The 19,535-nt window shown below is 74.9% G+C and carries 13 protein-coding genes; 7 read left to right on the top strand and 6 right to left on the bottom strand.

Annotated elements, in window-relative coordinates:
* Positions 1–24 precede the first annotated feature (24 nt).
* On the bottom strand, positions 25–2,301 hold the full coding sequence (locus tag R3E88_00540; GenBank protein MEZ4214938.1) for an aconitate hydratase: 2,277 nt from the start codon (positions 2,299–2,301) through the stop codon (positions 25–27).
* 255 nt (positions 2,302–2,556) lie between these two features.
* Positions 2,557–3,981: a M20/M25/M40 family metallo-hydrolase gene (locus R3E88_00535; GenBank protein ID MEZ4214937.1), complete on the bottom strand. Its 1,425-nt coding sequence runs from the start codon at positions 3,979–3,981 to the stop codon at positions 2,557–2,559.
* Between the two features lie 98 nt (positions 3,982–4,079).
* On the opposite strand from R3E88_00535, the gene R3E88_00530 reads away from it, so the two are divergent.
* Entirely contained in the window at positions 4,080–4,982 is a 903-nt protein-coding gene (locus tag R3E88_00530) for an alpha/beta hydrolase (GenBank protein ID MEZ4214936.1), read from the top strand.
* A gap of 86 nt (positions 4,983–5,068) precedes the next feature.
* Positions 5,069–7,249: a hypothetical protein gene (locus tag R3E88_00525; GenBank protein MEZ4214935.1), complete on the top strand. Its 2,181-nt coding sequence runs from the start codon at positions 5,069–5,071 to the stop codon at positions 7,247–7,249.
* Here R3E88_00525 and R3E88_00520 read toward each other — a convergent pair.
* Complete coding sequence (locus R3E88_00520) at positions 7,246–9,936, bottom strand: MMPL family transporter (GenBank protein MEZ4214934.1); 2,691 nt, start codon at positions 9,934–9,936, stop codon at positions 7,246–7,248. The genes R3E88_00525 and R3E88_00520 overlap by 4 nt on opposite strands.
* A 381-nt stretch (positions 9,937–10,317) precedes the next feature.
* On the opposite strand from R3E88_00520, the gene R3E88_00515 reads away from it, so the two are divergent.
* A complete protein-coding gene (locus R3E88_00515; protein ID MEZ4214933.1) occupies positions 10,318–10,962 on the top strand; it encodes an ABC transporter substrate-binding protein in 645 nt (214 codons plus the stop codon).
* A 16-nt stretch (positions 10,963–10,978) separates the two neighbouring features.
* Here R3E88_00515 and R3E88_00510 read toward each other — a convergent pair whose 3' ends face one another.
* On the bottom strand, positions 10,979–11,875 hold the full coding sequence (locus tag R3E88_00510) for a VacJ family lipoprotein (GenBank protein MEZ4214932.1): 897 nt from the start codon (positions 11,873–11,875) through the stop codon (positions 10,979–10,981).
* Between the two features lie 388 nt (positions 11,876–12,263).
* Here R3E88_00510 and R3E88_00505 point away from each other — a divergent pair, with 388 nt between their 5' ends.
* Positions 12,264–13,445: an aminotransferase class I/II-fold pyridoxal phosphate-dependent enzyme gene (locus tag R3E88_00505; GenBank protein MEZ4214931.1), complete on the top strand. Its 1,182-nt coding sequence runs from the start codon at positions 12,264–12,266 to the stop codon at positions 13,443–13,445.
* An 85-nt stretch (positions 13,446–13,530) separates the two neighbouring features.
* On the opposite strand, the gene R3E88_00500 is transcribed toward R3E88_00505, so the two are convergent.
* Positions 13,531–14,244, bottom strand: a complete 714-nt coding sequence (locus R3E88_00500) for a pyridoxamine 5'-phosphate oxidase family protein (protein ID MEZ4214930.1) — start codon at positions 14,242–14,244, stop codon at positions 13,531–13,533.
* 72 nt (positions 14,245–14,316) lie between these two features.
* On the opposite strand from R3E88_00500, the gene R3E88_00495 reads away from it, so the two are divergent.
* Positions 14,317–15,660 (top strand): aminotransferase class I/II-fold pyridoxal phosphate-dependent enzyme, encoded by a 1,344-nt coding sequence (locus R3E88_00495; GenBank protein MEZ4214929.1) that lies wholly within the window; start codon positions 14,317–14,319, stop codon positions 15,658–15,660.
* 65 nt (positions 15,661–15,725) lie between these two features.
* On the opposite strand, the gene R3E88_00490 is transcribed toward R3E88_00495, so the two are convergent.
* On the bottom strand, positions 15,726–16,676 hold the full coding sequence (locus R3E88_00490; GenBank protein ID MEZ4214928.1) for an ATP-binding protein: 951 nt from the start codon (positions 16,674–16,676) through the stop codon (positions 15,726–15,728).
* 24 nt (positions 16,677–16,700) lie between these two features.
* Here R3E88_00490 and R3E88_00485 point away from each other — a divergent pair, with 24 nt between their 5' ends.
* Positions 16,701–19,265: a glycoside hydrolase family 31 protein gene (locus R3E88_00485; GenBank protein MEZ4214927.1), complete on the top strand. Its 2,565-nt coding sequence runs from the start codon at positions 16,701–16,703 to the stop codon at positions 19,263–19,265.
* Entirely contained in the window at positions 19,262–19,501 is a 240-nt protein-coding gene (locus R3E88_00480) for a hypothetical protein (GenBank protein MEZ4214926.1), read from the top strand. Before R3E88_00485 ends, R3E88_00480 begins: the two co-directional genes overlap by 4 nt.
* The last annotated feature ends 34 nt before the right edge of the window (positions 19,502–19,535 follow it).

Here is a 19,535-nt window from a genome sequence, read left to right as displayed (position 1 = left end):
GCGGCGCCGCCGCGGCCCCGGTCGCTAGGCCCCGTCGGCCTGTCGCAGCAGGTTGAGCGCCGCCCCCGCCTTGAACCACTCGATCTGCTCGGCGTTGAGCGTGTGCGCCACCTCGAACGCGTCCTCGGAGCCGTCGGCGTGGTGCAGCGTCACGCGCAGGTGGCGCTCCGGGGCGAGGTCGGCGAGGCCGTGGATCGACACGCGATCCATCTCCTGCACGTCGTCGTAGTCCGCCGGGTCGACGAACGTGAGCGGCAGGACGCCCTGCTTCTTCAGGTTGCTCTGGTGGATGCGGGCGAAGCTCCGCACGATGACGGCGGCCGCGCCGAGGTGGCGCGGCGACATCGCCGCGTGCTCGCGCGAGCTCCCCTCGCCGTAGTTCTCGTCGCCCACGGCGACCCAGCGGAGCCCCTCCGCCTTGTAGTGGCGCGCGACCTTCGAGAACTCGAGCCCGCGCTCGCCCGAGAGCTGGTCGATGCCGCTTCCCGCCTCGTCGGTGAACGCGTTGATCGCGCCGCTGAACATGTTGTCGCTGATGTTGTCGAGGTGGCCGCGGAAGCGGAGCCACGGGCCGGCGGGCGAGATGTGGTCGGTCGTGCACTTGCCCTTCGCCTTGAGCAGCAGCGGGAGCTTCTCGTAGTCGCGCCCGTCCCACGCGTCGAAGGGCGCGAGCAGCTGCAGCCGCTTGCTGTCCGGCGCCACCTCGATCTCGACCTTCGTCGGGTTCGCCGGCGGCTCGACGTACCCGGCGCGCGAGAACTGGAAGCCGTTGGTCGGCACCTCGGGCGCGGGCGCCGGCGCGTCGAGCTTGAAGCGCGTCCCGTCGGGCGCCTCGATCTCGTCGGTCAGCGGGTTGAAGTCGAGCCGGCCGGCGAGGGCGTAGGCCGTCACGATCTCGGGCGAGCCGATGAACGCGTTCGTGTCGGCCGAGCCGTCCGCGCGCTTCTTGAAGTTGCGGTTGAACGACGTGAGGATCGACGTCTGCTGGCCGGGGACGAGGTCGTCGCGCTGCCACTGCCCGATGCAGGGCCCGCACGCGTTCGCGAGCACGATCGCGCCGACCGACTGCAGCGTCTCCATCTGTCCGTCGCGCCGGATCGTCTGGTGGATCTGCTCGCTGCCGGGCGAGACCCAGAAGGTGGACTTCGCCTTCGCGCCGCGCTTCGCGGCCTGCTCGGCCACGTCCGCCGCACGCGACATGTCCTCGTAGGACGAATTCGTGCAGCTCCCGATCAGGCAGTGGTGGAGCTCGAGCGGGTAGCCGTTCGCCTTCGCGTCGGCGCCGAGCTGCGAGACCGTGCGCGCGAGGTCGGGCGTGTGCGGCCCGACGACGTGCGGCTCGAGCTTCGAGAGGTCGATCTCGATCACCTCGTCGAAGAAGCGGCCGGGGCTCGCCTCGACCTCGGGGTCGGCCGTGAGGAGCTTCGCGTGCTGGTTGGCGAGGTCGGCGATCGCCTCGCGGCGCGTCGCCTTGAGATAGGTCGCCATGCGCTCGTCGTAGGCGAAGATCGACGTCGTCGCGCCGAGCTCGGCGCCCATGTTCGTGATCGTTCCCTTGCCCGTGCAGCTGATCGACGCGGCGCCCGGGCCGAAGTACTCGACCACGCGGTTCGTGCCGCCCTTCACGGTGAGCTTTCCGAGCACCGCGAGGATCACGTCCTTCGGCGACGTCCAGCCGTTCATCTTCCCGGTCAGGTGGACGCCGACGAGGCGCGGGTAGAGCACCTCCCACGGGAAGTCCGCCATCACGTCGACCGCGTCGGCGCCGCCGACGCCGCACGCGAACATGCCGAGGCCGCCCGCGTTGGGCGTGTGCGAATCGGTTCCGATCATCATGCCGCCCGGGAACGCATAGTTCTCGAGCACGACCTGGTGGATGATGCCGGCGCCCGGGCCCCAGAAGCCGATGCCGTAGCGCGCCGAGCACGTGCGCAGGAAGTCGTAGACCTCGCGGTTCGTGACGTTGGCCGTCTCCATGTCGGCGTCGACGCCGCGGTGCGCCTGGATCAGGTGGTCGCAGTGCACGGTCGTCGGCACGGCCGTCGCGTCGCGACCGGCCTGCATGAACTGGAGCAGCGCCATCTGCGCGGTGGCGTCCTGCATGGCGACGCGGTCGGGGCGCAGCAGCAGGTAGCTCTCGCCCGCGACGAGCTCCTGCTCCTTCGCGTCGGCGAGGTGGCCTAGCAAGACCTTCTCGGCATAGGTGAGCGGGCGACCGAGACGCTCGCGCACGACGTCGAGGTTGCGGGCGAGTCGGTCGTAGGCGCCCTGCACGAGCGCGGGAGTGGTCTCGATGGACATCGCGTCCTCCTCTGGCGATCGGATTCCGGCCGCGACGACGTCGCGCTCGTCCGGCCTCGACGGCCTCTCATCGGGCGCGCGGCGGCCCGCTGGAGCGGCCGCGTGGCGCCGGACTTCGGAGGGCGTCGGGAAACGGGGCGCAATCTAGCGCAGGAGTCCGACGCGTTCGCCGGTGTTCACCCGAGCGACGCGCTGCCGCGCCGACACGGCGACGGGCCGCAGCGCGACGGCGCGATGCGCCGACGCGGATCGAGGTCAACGCGCGCGCGGAACGTCGCGCAGCTCCCACAACAGGTGCGCGGCCGCGCGCGTCGCCTTCGCGAAGTCCGCGAGGTGCAGGCTCTCGTTCTCGCCGTGCGCGTTGCAGACCGGATCCTCGAGCCCGAGCAGCAGCGCGGGCACACCGCCGAGCACCTCGGCGAACGGGCCGACGAACGGGATCGAGCCGCCGCATCCGATGAACACCGGGGCGCACCCGTAGCCCGCCTCGAGCGCGCGCGCGGCCGCCTCGAACGCGGGCCCGACGGGCCGCGTGCTCCAGCCGCCCGCGCACGACTCGACCGTCGTGCGCACCGAGACGCCGCGCGGCGGGTCGGCCGCGAGCGCCGCGGCGAGCGCGCGCGCCGCGCGCTCCGGATCCTGCCCCGGCGCCAGGCGCAGCCCGACGCGCGCGCGCGCCTCGGCCACGAGCTGGTTCGAGGCCCCGGCGAGCGGCGCGGCCTCGAGTGCGGTGACGGCGATCGACGGGCGGCGCCAGAGGCGCTCGTACACCTCGGCACCCGACGCGCCGGCGAGTCGCGCGCCGTCGACGAGCCCGGCATCGGCCCGGAACGCCGCTTCGTCGAACGGGAGCCGCGCGAGCGCGTCGCGCTCCTCGCTCGTTAGTCCGGGCGCGTCGGCGGCGAGCGCGGGAAGCGCGATCTCGCCCGCGTCGTCGACGAGCCGCGCGAGGATGCGCGCCAGCGCGGTGGGCGCGTCCGGCACCGGCCCGCCCCACATCCCGCTGTGCAGCGGGTGGTCGAGCGCGCGCACCTCGACGTCGACGTTCACGAGGCCGCGCAGGCTCGTCGTGATCGACGGCAGCCCGGCCTCGAGGTTCGCCGTGTCGGAGAGCACGATGACGTCGGCCGCGAGCCGCGCGCGGTGCTGCGCGAGGAAGCGCGCGAGATGGCCGGAGCCGACCTCCTCCTCCCCCTCGACGATCACCTTCACGTTGACCGGCAGCGCGCCCGTCGCGTCGAGCCAGGCGCGGATCGCGAACGCGAACACGACGACGCCCGCCTTGTCGTCGACGACGCCGCGCCCGTAGAGCCGGCCGTCCGCGCGCACCGTCGGCTCGAAGGGCGGGGTCGCCCAGTGCGAGGCGCGCCCGGGCGGCTGGACGTCGTGGTGGGCGTAGAGCAGCAGGGTCGGAGCGTCGGCACCGGCTCCCCGCCACTCGCCGACGACGTACGGATGGGCGTCGGGTGCGCCGTCGAGATCGACGACGTCGGCGCGCTCGAGCCCGCACTCGAGCAGCAGCGCGCGCACCGCCTCCGCGCTGCGCCGCACCGCGGCCGGATCGAAGCCGGGCGCCGACACGCTCGGGATGCGCGCGAGCACGGCGAGCGCCTCGATCGCCTCCGGCTCGAGCGCGGCGAGCACCTCCAGCGTGCGGGCGACCGGCGGCGGCATCGTCATCGCGCGGACGCTAGCAGCGTGCGCGCGGTCGCGGACGCTAGCCGCGTGCGCGCGGTCGCGGACGCTAGCCGCGTGCGCGCGGTGATAGGATGCGCGGCATGAGCGATGCCCAGCCGACCTCGGACGACAGTGCGCGCGAGCCCGCGAGCCTTCGCGTGCCCGGCGCGGACGGGCTCTCCCTGCGCATGCTCGCGTGGAGCACGGACGGCGTTCCGCTCCTGTTCGTGCACGGCTTCGGCAACGAAGCACACATCTGGGACGACTTCGTGCCCGCGCTCGCGCCCCATTACGCCGTGCACGCGCTCGACTGGCGCGGCCACGGCGCGTCGGACTGGCACCCGTCCGGGGCCTACGACTGGGACGACCACCTGCGCGACCTCGAAGCCGTCGTCGCGCACATGGGCTGGGAGCGCTTCGTGCTGTGCGGGCACTCGCTCGGCGGCCGCGTCTCGCTGCTGTTCGCCGGCCGCCACCCGGAGAAGCTCGCGGGGCTCGTCGTCGTCGACACCGGGCCCGAGCACGATCCGCGCGGCCAGGTGCGCATCCGCATGGACGCGGAGGCGCACCCGAGCCCGACCTTCGCGAGCGTCGCGGAGTACGAGACGATGCTCGCCCACCAGTACGTCGCGGCGACGTCGAGCGCGATCCGTCGCATGGCGAAGCACGGCCTGCGCGCGCGCGACGACGGCCGCTTCGAGCTCGTGATGGACCCGAAGCTGCGCGACTTCGGACGCGCGAACCTCGACGCCGACGAGCTCGCGCGACGCGATCGCGAGCTCACCGAGCGCCTGTGGAAGGCGTGCGAGACGGTGCCGTGCCCCGTGCTCGTCGTGCGCGGCGCGGCCTCCGACATCCTCGCGCCCGACGTCGCGGACGCGATGGAGGAGCGCATCGCGAACGCGAAGCTCGCCGTCGTCGCGCGCGCCAGCCACTCCGTCATGACCGACAACCCCGACGCGTTCGGCAAGGCGCTCTGCGCGTTCGCGCTGGGCGAGGACTGACCGCCGCGGCCCGCGGCGCGAGCGAGCCCGCGCGCGCGGGCCGCGCCGAGCGGCGGGCGACGCGCGCGGCCGCCGCCGCGCTCGCGGTGACGGCCGCGATGGTCGGCTGGCTCGTCGCGCGCCCCGTCGACACCGACGACCTCTGGTGGCACCTCGGCTACGGGCGCGCGCACGTCGCCGAGCGCACGTGGGCGCTCGCGCGCGACCCGCTCCTGCACACGGCCGAGCTCCCGCCCTCGAGCGGCACGTGGCTGTTCGACGTCGCGAGCTACGGCGCACAGCGCGTGTCCGGCTTCCACGGCCTGCGCGTCGCGCACGCCGCGCTCGCGGCGGCGATCGCGGCGCTCGCGTGGTCGACGCTGCGGCGCGCGTCGGGGTCGGCGCTCTTCGCCCATGCGGGAACGAGCCTCTTCCTCGCGTGCAGCTGGTACCGCCTCTTCCAGATGCGGCCGCACCTCGTCACGATGCTGGCGGCGCTCGCGCTCCACCGGCTCGCGATCGAGCCGCGCGACGGGCCGCCGCCGCGGCGGATCGCGGCGGCGGCGATCGCGATGGCGCTCTGGGCGAACTGCCACGCGGCGTTCGGGCTCGGCGCCGCGCTCCTCGTCGCCGCGCTCGCGGGCATCGCGCTCGACCGCGCGCTCGCGGGTGCGGGTGCGGACGGTGCGCGCGACGCCCGGCGCGCGCGGCGCGTCGCGGCGACCCTCGCCGCCGGCCTCGCGCTCGCGCTCGCGAACCCGAACGGCGTGCACCAGCACCTCGCGATGCTGCGCCCCTTCCTCGACGCGCGCGACACACCCGACGTCGCGGCGATCCACGACGAGTGGGCGGCGTGGTCGCCGTTCGACGTCGCGCAGGCGCTCGACGCGTCGGGCCCGGGCTTCGTCGCGTGGGCGGCGGCGACGCTCGTCGCCGTGCTCGCGCTCGCCGCCGCCGCGGAAGCGCTCGCGCGCAGGCGCGCGGACACGGGCGTGCCGATCGCACTCGCGGCGGCGGCCGGCGCCGCGATGTGCGTCGCCGTGCGCTTCGAGTGGATGGTCGTGTTCGCGCTCGCGCTCGTCGCCCGCGCGCCGCTCGTGCGCGCGCGCTCGAACGCGGCCGCGGCCGGCGCGCTCGGCATCGCACTCGCCGTCGCCCTCGCGCTTCCGTTCGACCCCGCGTTCGCGGCGCGCGCCGCGCGCGTGCCGGCGCGAGCGGCCACGTATCTCGCGCGTCCGTTCGAGAGCTTCAAGCACTTCCCCGAGTGTGCGGGCTTCCTGCGCGCCGCCGGCGTCGAGGGCCGGCTCTTCAACGGCTACGCGCAGGGCGGCTTCCTCGGCTTCTGGCTCGCACCGCGACTGCGCGCGTTCGCGAACGGGAGCCTCAACTACCCGGCGCGCGTGCGGCTCGACCTCGAAGCGATCGAAGCGGGCCGCTTCGAGACCGGCGACGCACTCGAGCGCGCGCTCGACGCGCACCGCGTCGACGTGTTCCTCGGCTCGGGGCTTCCGAAGCCGGGGGCGAGCACCGAGCGCCGCGTGTACACGACGACGCGGCTCGAGCGCGTCGAGGGGTGGCTCCCCGTCTTCCGCGCCGCGCGCTGCAGCGTCTTCGCGCGGCGCGATGGAAGCGCTGCGAGCCGCGAGCGCATCGGGAAGGTCGCCGCCTACTACGCGAGCCAGGGCGTGCCGTTCGAGGTCGGGCGCGGCTTCGATGCGAGCGTCGTCGCCGCGCGCGCGCCCGCGTGGGGCCGCGCGCACGGCGTGCTGCCCCGCCACTTCGACGCGCTCGTCGCGCGCGCGGGAGCGGCGGGCGCCGCGGGAGCGGCGGGCGCCGCAGGAGCGGCGGGCGCCGCAGGAGCGGCGGGCGTGGACGGCGCGGCCCTCGACGCGCTCGATGCGGTCGCGTCGGCGTGGCTGGTCGTCGGCGCATACGACGACGCGGCGCGCGCGGACGAACGGCTCGTCGCTCTCGCGCGCGATGCGGGCGTCGACCCCCTCGCGCGCGCGGCGCTGCGGCGACTCGTGCAGGCCGACCTCGCGCGCGATCGCCCCGAAGCCGCGAGCGCGCGCGCCGCGGAGCTCGCGGTCGCGAGCCCGCCCGGGGCCGCAGGGGCGCGCGTCTTCGCGGCGGCGGCCGCGCGCTATGCGGCGCTGCGCGCCGCAGGCGCCGCGCCGGGCGACGCGCGGCTCGATGCCGTCGTCGCCTCGCTCCCCGTCCTCGACGTCCGCCAGGCCGCGGCCCTCGCCGCTCGCTATGCGAGCGCCGGCATGCCCTGGAATCGTTAGGCGCGCGAGCGGCGCCGTCTCAGCACGATCAGCGCCGGCAGCACGACCAGGTTGAAGACGAGGCTGATCGCGACGCCGAGCGTCAGCAGCTGCCCGAGGCTCGCGATGCCGCGGTGGGTCGAGAGCGCGAGGCTTCCGAAGCTCGCGATCGTCGTGAGGGCGCTGAAGACGATCGCGCGCGCGGTGCTCGTCTCGAGCAGGTCGCGCGCGCGCTCCTCCTCGCGTGCGCGCGCGACGAGGTGGATGCCCGAGTCGACGCCGATGCCGAGCAGGAGCGGCAGCACGATGATGTCGGCGAAGTTGAACGGGATGCCCGCGAGCACCGCGGCCGCGCTCGTCGCGAGGCCCGACAGCACGAGCGGCGTCATGACGAGCAGCGTGTCCCCGAGCGCGCGCCAGATCGCGAACAGGAGCAGCGCGATCATCACGAGCGCGGCGAGCAGGGCCTCGCGCAGTGCGCGCACGACGGTGTGGCTGGCTTCGTGGATGGCGACGGCGCTCCCCGTCGCATCCGGCGCGACCGTGCGCACGGCCGCGACGAAGCGCGCGAGGGCGGCGCCGTCGTTCATGTCCTCGCGCGGGCGGATCTCGAGCCGCACGCGCCCGCCGTCCGAGACCATCCGATCGCGCAGCCCCTTCGGCAGCGCGTCGTAGGTGATGCGCTCCGCGCCGAGCAGACGTTCGAGCGTCTCGAGCTGGGCCGGGAGCGAGCCGACGAGGCTCGCCTCGAGCGCGCCGACCAGCTCGTCGGCGCGGTCGGCCGTGAGCGCGCGCTGCACGAACGCGCGCATCGCCTCGCGCAGCTTCGAGGCGCGCGCCAGCAGCGCGGGGGGCGCGACGCGATCGCCCGCGCGCTCGAGGCGCGCGAGCTCGCCGTCGAGCTCGCGCAGCGCGGCGAGCTGCTGCTCGACGCTCGGCGGCGCGGCCGCCCCCGTCGCGGTCGGTGGTGGCGCGAGGAAGAGCGACGCGTCCGCGAGGATCGCGAGCTTCTCGTCCTGGTCGTCGGGGATGAAGTCCGAGACGGTCTCGACGCTCGCGACGACGGGGAGCGCGCGAAGCCTCTCCGCGAGCGCGTCGGCGCTCGCGACGTCGTCCGCGATCGCCGCCATGGTCCACGGCGACGTCCGCGACTGGTCGAGCAGCTCCTCGAACGTGCGCACCGATTCGGCGTCCGGGTCGCGCACGCGCAGCGGGTTCTCGTCGAACTCGACGCGCGGGAGGAGCGCGAGCGCGCCGAGCGTCGCCGCGGCGGCCGCGGCGGCGACGGTGCGCGGATGGCGGAGGGGCAGGCTCGGGAGCGCGAGCTGCGCGCCGCGCGCCGCCCCGGCTCGCGGGGCGGGGACGAGCGCGATCACGGCCGGGGCGACCGTGAACGTGCACGCGAGGCCGATCGCCATTCCGACGCCCGCGATCCATCCGAGCTCCGCGACGCCGGCGAAGTCGGTCGGCACGAAGGCGAAGAAGCCGATCGACGTCGTCGCGGCGCACAGCACGATCGACGCGCCGACGCCGCGCGCCGTCGTCGCGAGCGCGTCCTCGCGCGAGGCGCCGGCCGCCGCGAGCTCCTGGTAGCGCAGACAGAGATGGAGGCTGAAGTCCGCGGCGAGCCCGATGAACAGCACCGCGAACGCGACGGAGATGAGGTTCAGGTGCCCGACGGCGACCGCCGCGAAGCCCGCGGTCGCGACGAGCCCGACGAGCAGGCTCGCGACCACCGCGAGCACGAGCCGCAGCGAGCGCAGCGCGACGGCGAGGAGCGCCGTCACGAGCACGAACGACGCGACGCCGGCCGCCGCGGCCTGTCGCTCGACGAGCGTCATCTCCTCGTACGACAGCGCGACGTCGCCCGTCACGCGCACGCGCACGCCGGACTCCCCGTCGAGCCCGAGCTCGTCCGCGAACCGGCGCAGCGCCTCGAGCGGCTCGCCCGCCGCCGCGAGGCGGCCGAAGTCGAGCACCGGCTGCGCGATGACGAGCCGCCGCGCGCGCGCCGTCGGGTCGACGTCGCCGAGCGCGCCGCCCGCGACGACCTCCGCCCACGAGAACCGGTAGGGCGCGCCGTCGAGCGTCGCGCGGATCGCGCGCTCGATGCGCTCGAAGATCGGAGCGAGATCGGCGCCGTCGATGTCGCCCTCGCGCGCGGCGCGCGCGCCGCGCGCGAGCATCATGGCGAGCCCTCGCAGCGTGCCGTCCTCCGCGAGCCCCGCGAGATAGGGCTGCACGCGCGCGAGCCGGTCGGCGAAATCCTCGAGCTCGTCGGTCGACATGTAGAGCAGCGCGTTCTGCTCGAAGAACTCGCCGCGCGGCAGGTAGACGTTGCGGAAGTAGGCGGGCTCGGAGCGCATCCGCGCGGCGAGCGCCGCCGCTCCGTCGCGCACTCGCTCCTCGTCGTCGCCGTCCACGACGACGACGACGTTCTCGTAGAGCGCGGGGAACTCGCGCATGTAGGCGATCTCGACGACCCGGTGCGGGAGCTCGTCGGAGAACATCGCGTCCTGGTCGGCGTTGACGCGCAGCAGCGACGCGGAGAGCGCACCGGCGACGACGACGACCAGGCCCGCGGTCGCCAGCACGACGCGGGGGTGGCGAGACGCCGCACGGACGACGCGCTCGACCGCGGCGGCGACGGCCGCGCCGAGGCCGCCGTCCGACGAAGCGGGGTCGGGCGGGGGAGGAGTTCGGCTCATCTGGGCATCTCGATCTCGTCGAACGCTTAGCGCACGCGACGACTTCGCGAAGAAGCTGCGCCGCGCGTGGTCGCGGGTCGGCGATCCGCTAGGCTCCGCGCCGGTCGCGATGCGCCGTGGGCCGGTCTTTCGCGGGTCCACCCCCTGCCGGAGGCATCGCGGCGCGCGCGCCCGAGCGTCCCGAGCGACTGCGACCCGGGTCGGTCACCGGCGCGTGTGACCACCTCCCCCGAGTGCGGCCCCCCGAGCGAGAAGAGGCGCGTCCGCGATCCGGCTCGCGAATCGCATCCGCCGACGCGCGTCGCAGCGCGCCGACCTCGGAACCGGGCCGCACCCGGCAGCCACAACGACCTCCGAGCCCCTGCTGAAGAGGAACCCGCCGTGCACCGACGCACCCCGATCGCACTCGCCTCGCTCGCTTCGATCGTCCTCGCCGTCGCCGTCGCCTCCGCTCCGTCGGCGCGCGCCGAGGCGCCTTCCCGGAGCGGCGCCTCCGCCGCGATCGACGCGCTCCACGAAGGGCTGCTCGGCGTGATGAAGCAGGCGGATGCGATCGGCTACCGCGGTCGCTACGACCGGCTCTACGCGATCGTCACGCAGTCGTTCGACCTGCCGTTCATGGCCGAGAAGACCGTCGGCCGGCACTGGTCGAAGCTCTCGCCCGAGGAGCAGCAGCAGTGGCTGGCGTCGTTCCACGAGATGACCGCCGCCACCTACGCGGGCCGCTTCGAGGGCTTCTCGGGACAGACGTTCGAGGTGCTCGGCGAGGAGCCGGCGGGCCACGGCACGACCGTCGTCCGCTCCGTCCTGCACAACCCGTCGGGCGAGGACGTGCAGCTCAACTACCGCCTCCACGAGACGGGCGGGGCCTGGCGGGTGATCGACGTCTACCTGAACGGGACGGTGAGCGAGCTCGCCCTGCGACGCTCCGAGTACTCGGCCGTCCTCAAGCGCGACGGCTTCGCGAAGCTGATCGAGACGATCGAGGGCAAGACGCAGGAGCTCGCCGCAGGCTCGCTCAACTGACGCGCGCGCGAACGCGCTAGCGCGCGAAGTCGTCGCGCCGGTGCTCGCGCCGGCTCCAGATCTCCGCCTGACGGTTCTGGAAGAACGCGCTGCGCAGCGCGGCGTAGAAGTCGATCGAGCCCTTCTCGAGGCTCTCGAGCTCCTGGATCTTGTCCGCGCGCAGCGCGAGCCCGCTCATCCCGATGTCGCCGATCTGCTGGAGCGACCCGAGCCCGAACAGGAAGAGGATCGGGTTCATCGCCGCGTCCGCGACGTTGCCGAACGCGTCGCGCACCGTCGTCGGCCCGAGCACGGGCAGCACGACGTAGGGCCCGCTCGGCGAGCCGGCGATCGCGAGCGTCTGGCCGAAGTCCGACGAGTGGCGCTCGAGGCCGATGCGCGACCCCACGTCGAAGACGCCCGCGACGCCGAGGGTCGAGTTCACGACGAAGCGCGAGAGCGTGGTCGCCATGTCGACCCACTCGAGCTGGAGCGCGTCGTTGATGGCGATGGAGGGCGTGTCGAGGTTGTCGAGGGCGTTCTGGATGCCGTGCTCGACCGGGTCGGGGAGCAGCTTGTAGGCCTTCGTCATCGGGTCGAACACGACGTCGTCGAAGACGCGGTTGAACGCCATGGCGCCGCGGTTGTAGGGCTCCCAGGGGTCGGGGAACTGGGCGAGCGGCGCGCCGCCGTCCTCGGGGCAGTCGTCGTCGAAGAGCGGGTCGCAGGCGTCGGAGGGCGCGGCACCATCGGGCTCGGGAGCGTCGAAATCGGGCTCGTCGACGGAGTCGGCCGGAGCGGGGGCGCCGCCCGATGCGTAGCCGCCCGGGGGCAGGTCGTCGGCCATGTCGGCGCGGGCGGACGGAGCGAGCCCGCCGGCGAGCGCCGCTGCGAGCAGCGCGACCCCGAGCGAGCGCGCGATCGGCGAGTGCAACCCGAGCCCCCCAGCGGCCGCCTGGCCGGGCGCGAGTCAACCAAAGCGCGGCGACGCGAGCCACCTTCGCGAGCGATGGCGCGGCGCCGGCGTCGCGGGTGATGCGCGCCGGCCCGGTCGCTCGCGAGTCGGCCCCTCGGGGCCTCGACCGCTCACCAAGCGCGCGCCGCTCTGGTACGCTCGGCCGCCGCTCGAGACCGCTCGGACGCCCTTCCCACCGCCCCCTCCGAACCCCAGGGCGCATCCGACAACAAGGCCGCGATGGCGCGACGCGCCGAGCCGCGGCCTCCACGGAGAGGGACCGACCACCAAGCCCCGCGATCGCAGTGCGTTCACGCTCGGCGTGCGCGGAGTGGCTGGTTCTCGTTCGTGATCAGGAGGATCTGGTTTGGACGTCTTCGCCAAGTGCGACCGCTACACGCTCTCGCGCGAGGTGCGCGCCGCCGGCATCTACCCGTACTACCGCGCGATCTCCTCGGCCCAGGACCCCGTCGTCACGATCGACGGCGAAGAAGTCGTGATGCTCGGGTCGAACAACTACCTCGGGCTCACGAACCACCCCGAGGTGAAGGCGGCCGCGATCGCCGCGCTCGAGCGCTACGGCACGGGCTGCGCGGGCTCGCGCCTCCTGAACGGCACGCTCGACATCCACGTGGAGATGGAGGAGCGGCTCGCCGCGTTCATGCGGCGCGACGCCGTCCTGTCGTTCTCGACGGGCTACCAGGTGAACGTCGGCGTGCTGTCCTGCCTGCTCGACCGCCACGACACGGCCTTCCTCGACAACCTCGACCACGCCTCGATCATCGACGGCGTGCGGCTGTCGTTCGGCAAGGCGCTCAAGTTCAAGCACAACGACATGGAGGACCTCGCCGAGAAGCTCGCGAACAGCGACCCGGAGCGGGGCCGGATCATCGTCGTCGACGGCATCTTCTCGATGGAGGGCGACATCGCGAAGCTGCCCGACCTCGTGCGGCTCAAGAAGCAGTACGGCGCGCGGCTCATGGTGGACGACGCGCACGGCCTCGGCGTCCTCGGCGACAACGGGCGCGGCACGGGCGAGCACTTCGGGCTCGAGCACGAGGTCGACCTCGTCATGGGCACGTTCTCGAAGAGCCTGGCCGCGATCGGCGGCTTCATCGCCGGCGGCTCGCAGGTCGTCGAGTACATCAAGCACCACGCGCGCGCGGAGATCTTCTCGGCGGCGCCGCCGCCGGCCTCGTGCGCGGCGGTCACCAAGGCGCTCGAGATCATCGAGCGCGAGCCGGAGCGGCGGAAGCAGCTCTGGGAGAACACCGAGTACATGAAGCGCGAGCTCGAGGGGCTCGGCTTCGACACGGGCGTCTCGAACTCGCCGGTGATCCCGATGGTCGTCGGCGACGACCTGACGGCCTTCACGTTCGCCGCGCGCCTCCAGGACGAGGGCGTCTTCGCGAACCCCGTGATCACGCCGGCCGTGCCGCCCGGCGAGGCGATGATCCGCACGTCCTACATGGCGACGCACCGCCGCCCGCACCTCGACCGCGCGCTCGAAGCGCTCGAGAAGGTGGGCAAGGAGCTCGGCGTCCTCTGATGGCGGCGGGCGGGCCGGCTGCGCCGGCCCGCCCGCTCCTCCCGCTCTCGCATCCCGCCGCGGCTCGCGCCGCGCGGCACCCCGGCTAGCCCTGCGCGCCCGGCCGCGCGCCGCGCGCCCGCACGCTCTCGGGCGGCGCGACGCCCGGCGCGAGCCGCTCGCAGGGGACGGGCTCGCCAGCCTGCGTCCGCAGCGGCACGACGCCCGCCCAGTGCGGCAGCTCCCAGTCCTCGTCCTCCTCGAGCGGGCCGCCCGTCCGCACCTTGGCCGACGCCTCGCCGAGCGGCACGGCGAGCACGAGCGTGCGGCGCAGCTCCTCGTCGTTCGGCGGGCGCGTGTCGCGCCAGCGGCCGGGCGCGACCTTCTCGATCAGGCACTCGAGCGCCGCGAGCTTCTCGGCGCCCGCGAGCTCGCGCGCGCGGCCGTAGGCGACGACCGAGCGGTAGTTCACGGAGTGGTGGAAGGCCGAGCGCGCGAGCACGAGCCCGTCGCACAGCGCGATGCCGATCGTCGCCTCCGCGCCGTCGCGCAGCGCGCGCAGCACGCGGTTTCCGGTCGAGCCGTGGAGCACGAGCTCGTCGCCCATGCGGGCAAAGAAGATCGGGATCTGGTGGGCCGCGCCGTCGACCGCGCAGGCGACGTGGCAGAGGAGCGCGTCGTCGGCGATCGCCCGGACGACGTCGCGCTCGTAGGCCGCGCGCGCGGCGCCGCGCTTCACGGTCGTGCGCGCGGTGGGCGGCGCGGCGCGCGGGCGGAGCGGGGCCTCGTCGGCAGGGGCTGCGGCGTCGATCGGGGACATGGGAAGGACCTCGCGTCTCGGGCGCTCCCGGCGGGTTGCGCGGGATTTTTGTTCTAGTACGTTACTTGTTCTGTGACTGCACAGAAGAAGCGAGCGCAGCGTATCACCGGCGCGGGCGCCGTCCAGGTGGCGGCGAGCATCGAGGCGTCGATCCGGGCGGGCGAGCTCGCCCCCGGCGACCCGCTGCCGACCGTGCGCGAGCTCGCCGGCCGGCTCGGGCTGGCGCCGGCGACCGTCGCCGCCGCCTACCGGGCGCTGCGCGCACGCGGCCTCGCGGTCGCGCGCGGGCGCCGGGGGACGCGTGTAAGTCCCCGTCCTCCCATCGCTTCGGCCCCGCCGCCCGCCGTACCGGAACACGTTCGCAATCTGTCGCTCGGCAATCCCGACCCCCGCCTCCTGCCCGACCTCGCGCCCTTCCTCGCGACGCTCGCGCGCGACGGCGGCCCCTCGCGGCTCTACGGCGAGGCCGTGATCCACCCCGACCTCGAGCGCCTCGCGCGCGCGGACTTCCTGGCCGACGGCATCCCGTGCGAGGCGGTCGGCATCGCGAGCGGCGCGCTCGACGCGATCGAGCGCGTGCTCCAGGCGCACCTGCGCCCGGGCGACCGCGTCGCCGTCGAGGACCCGGGCTTCACGGGCGTGCTCGACCTCGTCGCGGCGCTCGGCCTCGAGGCGGTGCCGGTCGCCGTCGACGCCGAGGGGCCGCTGCCGGCCTCGCTCGAGGCAGCACTCGCCCGCGGAGCGGAGGCGTTCATCGCGACCCCGCGCGCGCAGAACCCGACGGGCGCCGCCATCTCGGCCGCCCGCGCCGCCGCCCTCCGCGCGGCGCTCGTCCGCAGCCCCGACCTCCTCGTGATCGAGGACGACCACATGGGCGCGGTCTCGGGCGCTCCCTACGCGACGCTGCTCGAGCACGCCCGCGCGCGGCGCGTCGCGATCCGCTCCGTCTCGAAGGCGCTCGGCCCCGACCTGCGCGTCGCCGTGTTCGCCGCCGACCCGGCGACCGCCGCGCGCGTCGAGGGCCGCCAGCTCGTGGGCGTGCGGTGGGTGAGCTTCGTGCTGCAGCGGCTCGTCGCCGCGCTGCTCGAGGCCGACGACGTGCGCGCGATGCTCGCGCGCGCGGCCGCGACCTACGCCGAGCGCCGCGCTGCCGCACTCGAAGCGCTCGCTGCGCACGGCATCGCGGCGACGGGCGTGTCGGGCCACAACATCTGGATCCCGGTCGCCGACGAGGCGCGCACGCTGCAGGGACTGCTCGACGAGGGCTTCGCCGTCGCCGCGGGCGAGCGCTTCCGCATCGAGAGCCCGCCCGCCGTGCGCGTCACCGTCGCCGACCTCGGGCCCGGCGACGCTTCGGCCTTCGCCGACGCCTTCGCGCGCGTGCTCACGCCGCCGCGCCGGACGCACGGTGCCTGAGGCGCGACGGCGAAGGGCGGGAAGGGCCGCCGCGCCGGATGCGGACGGCCGCGAGCGGCGAGCGCCTAACGTTCGCCGTCCGGCGTCGACGCGGTGGCGCGCTCGAGGGCGAGCCGCCCGGCGAGATCGTCGGCGAACTGGCGCGCGACGCGACCGGAGCGGCTCGCGCGCTCGAGCGCGAAGCGGAGCGCATCGGCGCGCACGCACTCCCAGCTCGGGACGCCGCCGCCGGAGGCGGACCCTTCGGAGATGTCGACGTTCGCGCGCGCCAGGCAGTGGCGCACGATCGCGAGGTAGGTGTCCTGGTCGAACGGGTAGAAGCCGAGCTTCAGACCGAAGCGATCGGAGAGCGCGAGCTTCTCGTCGAGCGCCTCGCCGAGGTGCAGCTCGCCCGCTTCGTCCACGTGCGCGCCGCGGTTGTCGGCCATCGACTCGGGCAGGAGGTGGCGGCGGTTGCTCGTCGCGACGATCCGCACGGAGGCGGGCGGGCCCTCGAGGCTGCCCTCGAGCGCCGCCTTGAGCTCGCGGTAACCCGCCTCTCCCGGCCCGAACGAGAGATCGTCGACGAAGAGCAGGAACCGATGGCGGCCGCCGTCGGCCGCGATCGCGGCGAGCACGTGCGGGAGGTGGACGAGCTCGTCGCGGTGCACCTCGACCATGCGCAGCCCCTGCGCGCCGAAGCGCGCGAGGAGGCCGCGCACGGCGGACGACTTGCCCGTTCCCCGCTCGCCGTAGAGGAGCGCGTTGTTCGCGGGCAGGCCGCGCACGTGCTGCTCGGTGTTGCGGACGAGGCGCTCGACGTTGCGATCGACGCCGACGAGGTCGTCGAGCGCGAAGAGCGCGGGATGCGGGATGCCGACGAGCCGCCCGCCGTCGGACGAGGGCTCGAAGCGGAAGGCGAGGTGGCGCGCGAAGAAGTCGCCGTCGTACGCGGGCGCGCGGTCGCGCAGCATGCGTTCCTCGGCGAGCGCGAGCACGCGTTCGAGCCCGTCGAGCAAGCGCGCGAGGCGACCCATGGCGCGCGATTGTAGACTGCGCGCATGTCGCGCCCCAGCTCGCACGACGCGCGCCGCGAAGGCCCGGCGCGCGCGCGCGAACGCGAACGCACGCCCTCCAGGCGCGGACGCGCGCGCGTCGCGAGCGATCCGACGCGTCACCCGTCGTACCCCCGCGATCTGCGGCCGCTCGGCGGCCTCGCGTCGCTGCGCGCGATGCGGAGCGGCGCGATCGCGCTGCGCTTCGACGGCGCAGTGGGCGAGCTCGCGGTCGCGCTCGACGGCAGCGTGCGCCTGCGCCTCGCCGCGGGCGACGCGCTCGCGCCCGAACCCGCCGAGGCGCTCGGGCGACCCGCCTGGCCGCTCGCGTCGATCGACGCGCGCGCGCACGCGGGCGGCGAGGGCGAGGTCGCGATCGCGTGCGGCGCGGCCGAGAACGCGCCGCGCATCGCGCTGCGCGCCGACCCGTTCGAGGTGCGCATCGAGACGCGCGACGGCGCCGAGCTCGCGACGCTCGTCGACGCGCGCGTCGGCGCGTCGGGCGGCGGGGCGATCGCGTTGGCGACGCGGCCGCGCGAGCACGTCTTCGGGCTCGGCGAGAAGAGCGGCGCGATGGACCGCCGCGGCCGCGCATCGGTGCTCCGCAACCAGGATCCCGAGATCGGCCTCGGCGCCGACGCCCTCTACGTGTCGATCCCGTTCGCGCTGCTCCACGACGTCGCGGCGCGCCGCGCGCGCGGCGTGCTGCTCGATGCGACGTGCGCGTCGTTCGTCGACGCGGGCGCGCGCGACCCGGAGCGCATCGAGCTCGCCTGCGGGTTCGGCGCGCTCGACGTCGTCGTCTATCCCGGGCCCGCCCCGGCCGACGTGCTGCGCCGCTTCACGGCGCACGTCGGTCGCAGCGCGCTTCCCCCGCGCTGGGCGCTCGGGCACCACCAGTCGCGCTGGTCGTACGCGAGCCAGCGCGAGGTGCAGGCGCTCGCGCGCGCGTTCCGCGCGCGCGGCATCCCGACCGACGCGATCCACCTCGACATCGACCACATGCGCGGCTACCGCGTGTTCACCTGGAACGAGCGCCGCTTCCCCGATCCGGCGGCGATGACGCGCGAGCTCGCCGCGCACGGCATTCGCGCCGTCGCCATCACCGACCCGGGCGTCAAGGTCGACGAGGCGTTCGCGCTCTTCCGCGAAGGGCGCGAGCGCGACTACTTCCTGCGCGACGAAGGCGGCGGACGGTTCCCGCTGCGCGTCTGGCCGGGCGACGCGGCGCTTCCCGACTTCGGCCGCGCGGACGTGCGCGCGTGGTGGGCGCGGAATCACGCGCCGCTCCTCGACGTCGGCGTCGCCGGGATCTGGGTCGACATGAACGAGCCCGCCGGCTGGAAGCGCGACGTGCGCTTCGGCACCGGCATCCCGCTGCTCCGCCCGGGCGGCGAGGCCGATTTCGCGCGCGCGACGCAGCGCGCGCTCGCGGGCGGCGAAGGCGACGTGCCGCACGAGAGCGTGCGCAACGCCTACGGCCTCTCGCAGGCGCGCGCGTCGCGCGCCGCGCTGCTCGACGCGCGCCCCGGCGAGCGGCCCTTCGTGCTCTCGCGCTCCGGCTGCCAGGGCGTGCAGCGCTTCGCGGCGCTCTGGACGGGCGACTCGCTGAGCCGCTGGGACGACCTCCGCGAGAGCGTGCGCATGCTGCTCGGCCTGTCGGTGTCGGGCGTCGCGTTCTGCGGCGCGGACATCGGCGGCTTCGCGGGCCGCGCGACACCGGAGCTGTTCGCGCGCTGGATGCAGATCGGCGCGCTCTATCCGTTCGCGCGCACGCACTCGATGTGGGGGGCCGGGCGCCAGGAGCCGTGGAGCTTCGGTCGACGCGTCGAGACCATCGCGCGGCGCGCGCTCGCGCTGCGCATGCAGCTCCTTCCCTATCTGTCTTCGCTCTTCCACGAAGCGGCGCGGAGCGGCGCGCCGGTGTGGCGCCCGCTCTTCTTCGAGTTCCCGGACGACGGCGAATCCGTCTTCTGCGAGGACCAGGTGATGATCGGGCCGTGGCTGCTCGCGGCGCCCGTGCTCGAGCGCGGCGCGCGCGAGCGCGACGTCTACCTGCCGCCCGGCGTCTGGCTCGACTGGTACGACGACGCGCGCCACGTCGGCCCGAAGCGCCTGCGGGTCGCCGCGCCGCTCGACCGCATCCCGCTCTTCCTGCGCGGCGGCGCCGCGCTGCCGATGCAGAGCGCCGAGCTCTCGACCGGCGCGCCGCTGCGCGAGCCGCTCGTCGTCGAGGTCGCACCCGGCGCCGACGGCCAGACGGTGCTGTACGAGGACGACGGCGCGACGGAGGACGGGCCGGTGACGCGCACGCGGCTGCGCGTGCGCGACCGCGCGGCCGGGCGCCTGCGCCTCGAGATCGCGCGACGCGAGGGCGACTTCGACGTCGGCGAGCGCGTCGTGCGCGTGTGCTTCCGCGGCGTCGGCCGACCCGAGGCGGTGCGGCTCGGCGGCGAGCCGGTCCCGCGCGGTCACGACGTGCCGAGCTACCGCGTCGACGCCGGGCGCGTGCACGTGCGGCTGCGCGACGCGGGCGAGGTGCACGCCGTCGAGATCGAGCCCGCGCCGTGACGGCGCGCGCCGCGAGCGACGAGCGGGCCGGCCTGTGCGCGCGCTGCGCCCACGCGCGCGTGCAGGCGAGCGCGAAGCGCAGCGGCAGCACCTTCACGCGCTGCGCGCGGGCCGACGACGACGCGCGCTTCGCGCGCTACCCGCCGCTCCCCGTCCGCGCGTGCGCGGGCTTCGAGGTCGAACATCGTTTGCCCGACGGCGGCGCGCGCGAGCCCGACGGGACAGATGTGGTTTGACAGCGCGCCCGGTTCTCTCGTAATCAATCCCTCT

Source organism: Myxococcota bacterium (assembly GCA_041389495.1).
Taxonomy (GTDB): Bacteria; Myxococcota_A; UBA9160; order UBA9160; family UBA4427; genus JAWKRT01.
Note: the sequence above shows the minus strand (reverse complement) of the source record. Positions and strands in the feature narration are given on the sequence as shown.

Excerpts from the sequence above, each read along its gene's own strand:
- R3E88_00490 (MEZ4214928.1), bottom strand. The coding sequence starts at position 16,676 with ATGGGTCGCCTCGCGCGCTTGCTCGACGGGCTCGAACGCGTGCTCGCG.
- R3E88_00530 (MEZ4214936.1), top strand. The coding sequence starts at position 4,080 with ATGAGCGATGCCCAGCCGACCTCGGACGACAGTGCGCGCGAGCCCGCG.
- R3E88_00485 (MEZ4214927.1), top strand. The coding sequence starts at position 16,701 with ATGTCGCGCCCCAGCTCGCACGACGCGCGCCGCGAAGGCCCGGCGCGC.
- R3E88_00540 (MEZ4214938.1), bottom strand. The coding sequence starts at position 2,301 with ATGTCCATCGAGACCACTCCCGCGCTCGTGCAGGGCGCCTACGACCGA.
- R3E88_00500 (MEZ4214930.1), bottom strand. The coding sequence starts at position 14,244 with ATGTCCCCGATCGACGCCGCAGCCCCTGCCGACGAGGCCCCGCTCCGC.
- R3E88_00520 (MEZ4214934.1), bottom strand. The coding sequence starts at position 9,936 with ATGAGCCGAACTCCTCCCCCGCCCGACCCCGCTTCGTCGGACGGCGGC.
- R3E88_00535 (MEZ4214937.1), bottom strand. The coding sequence starts at position 3,981 with ATGACGATGCCGCCGCCGGTCGCCCGCACGCTGGAGGTGCTCGCCGCG.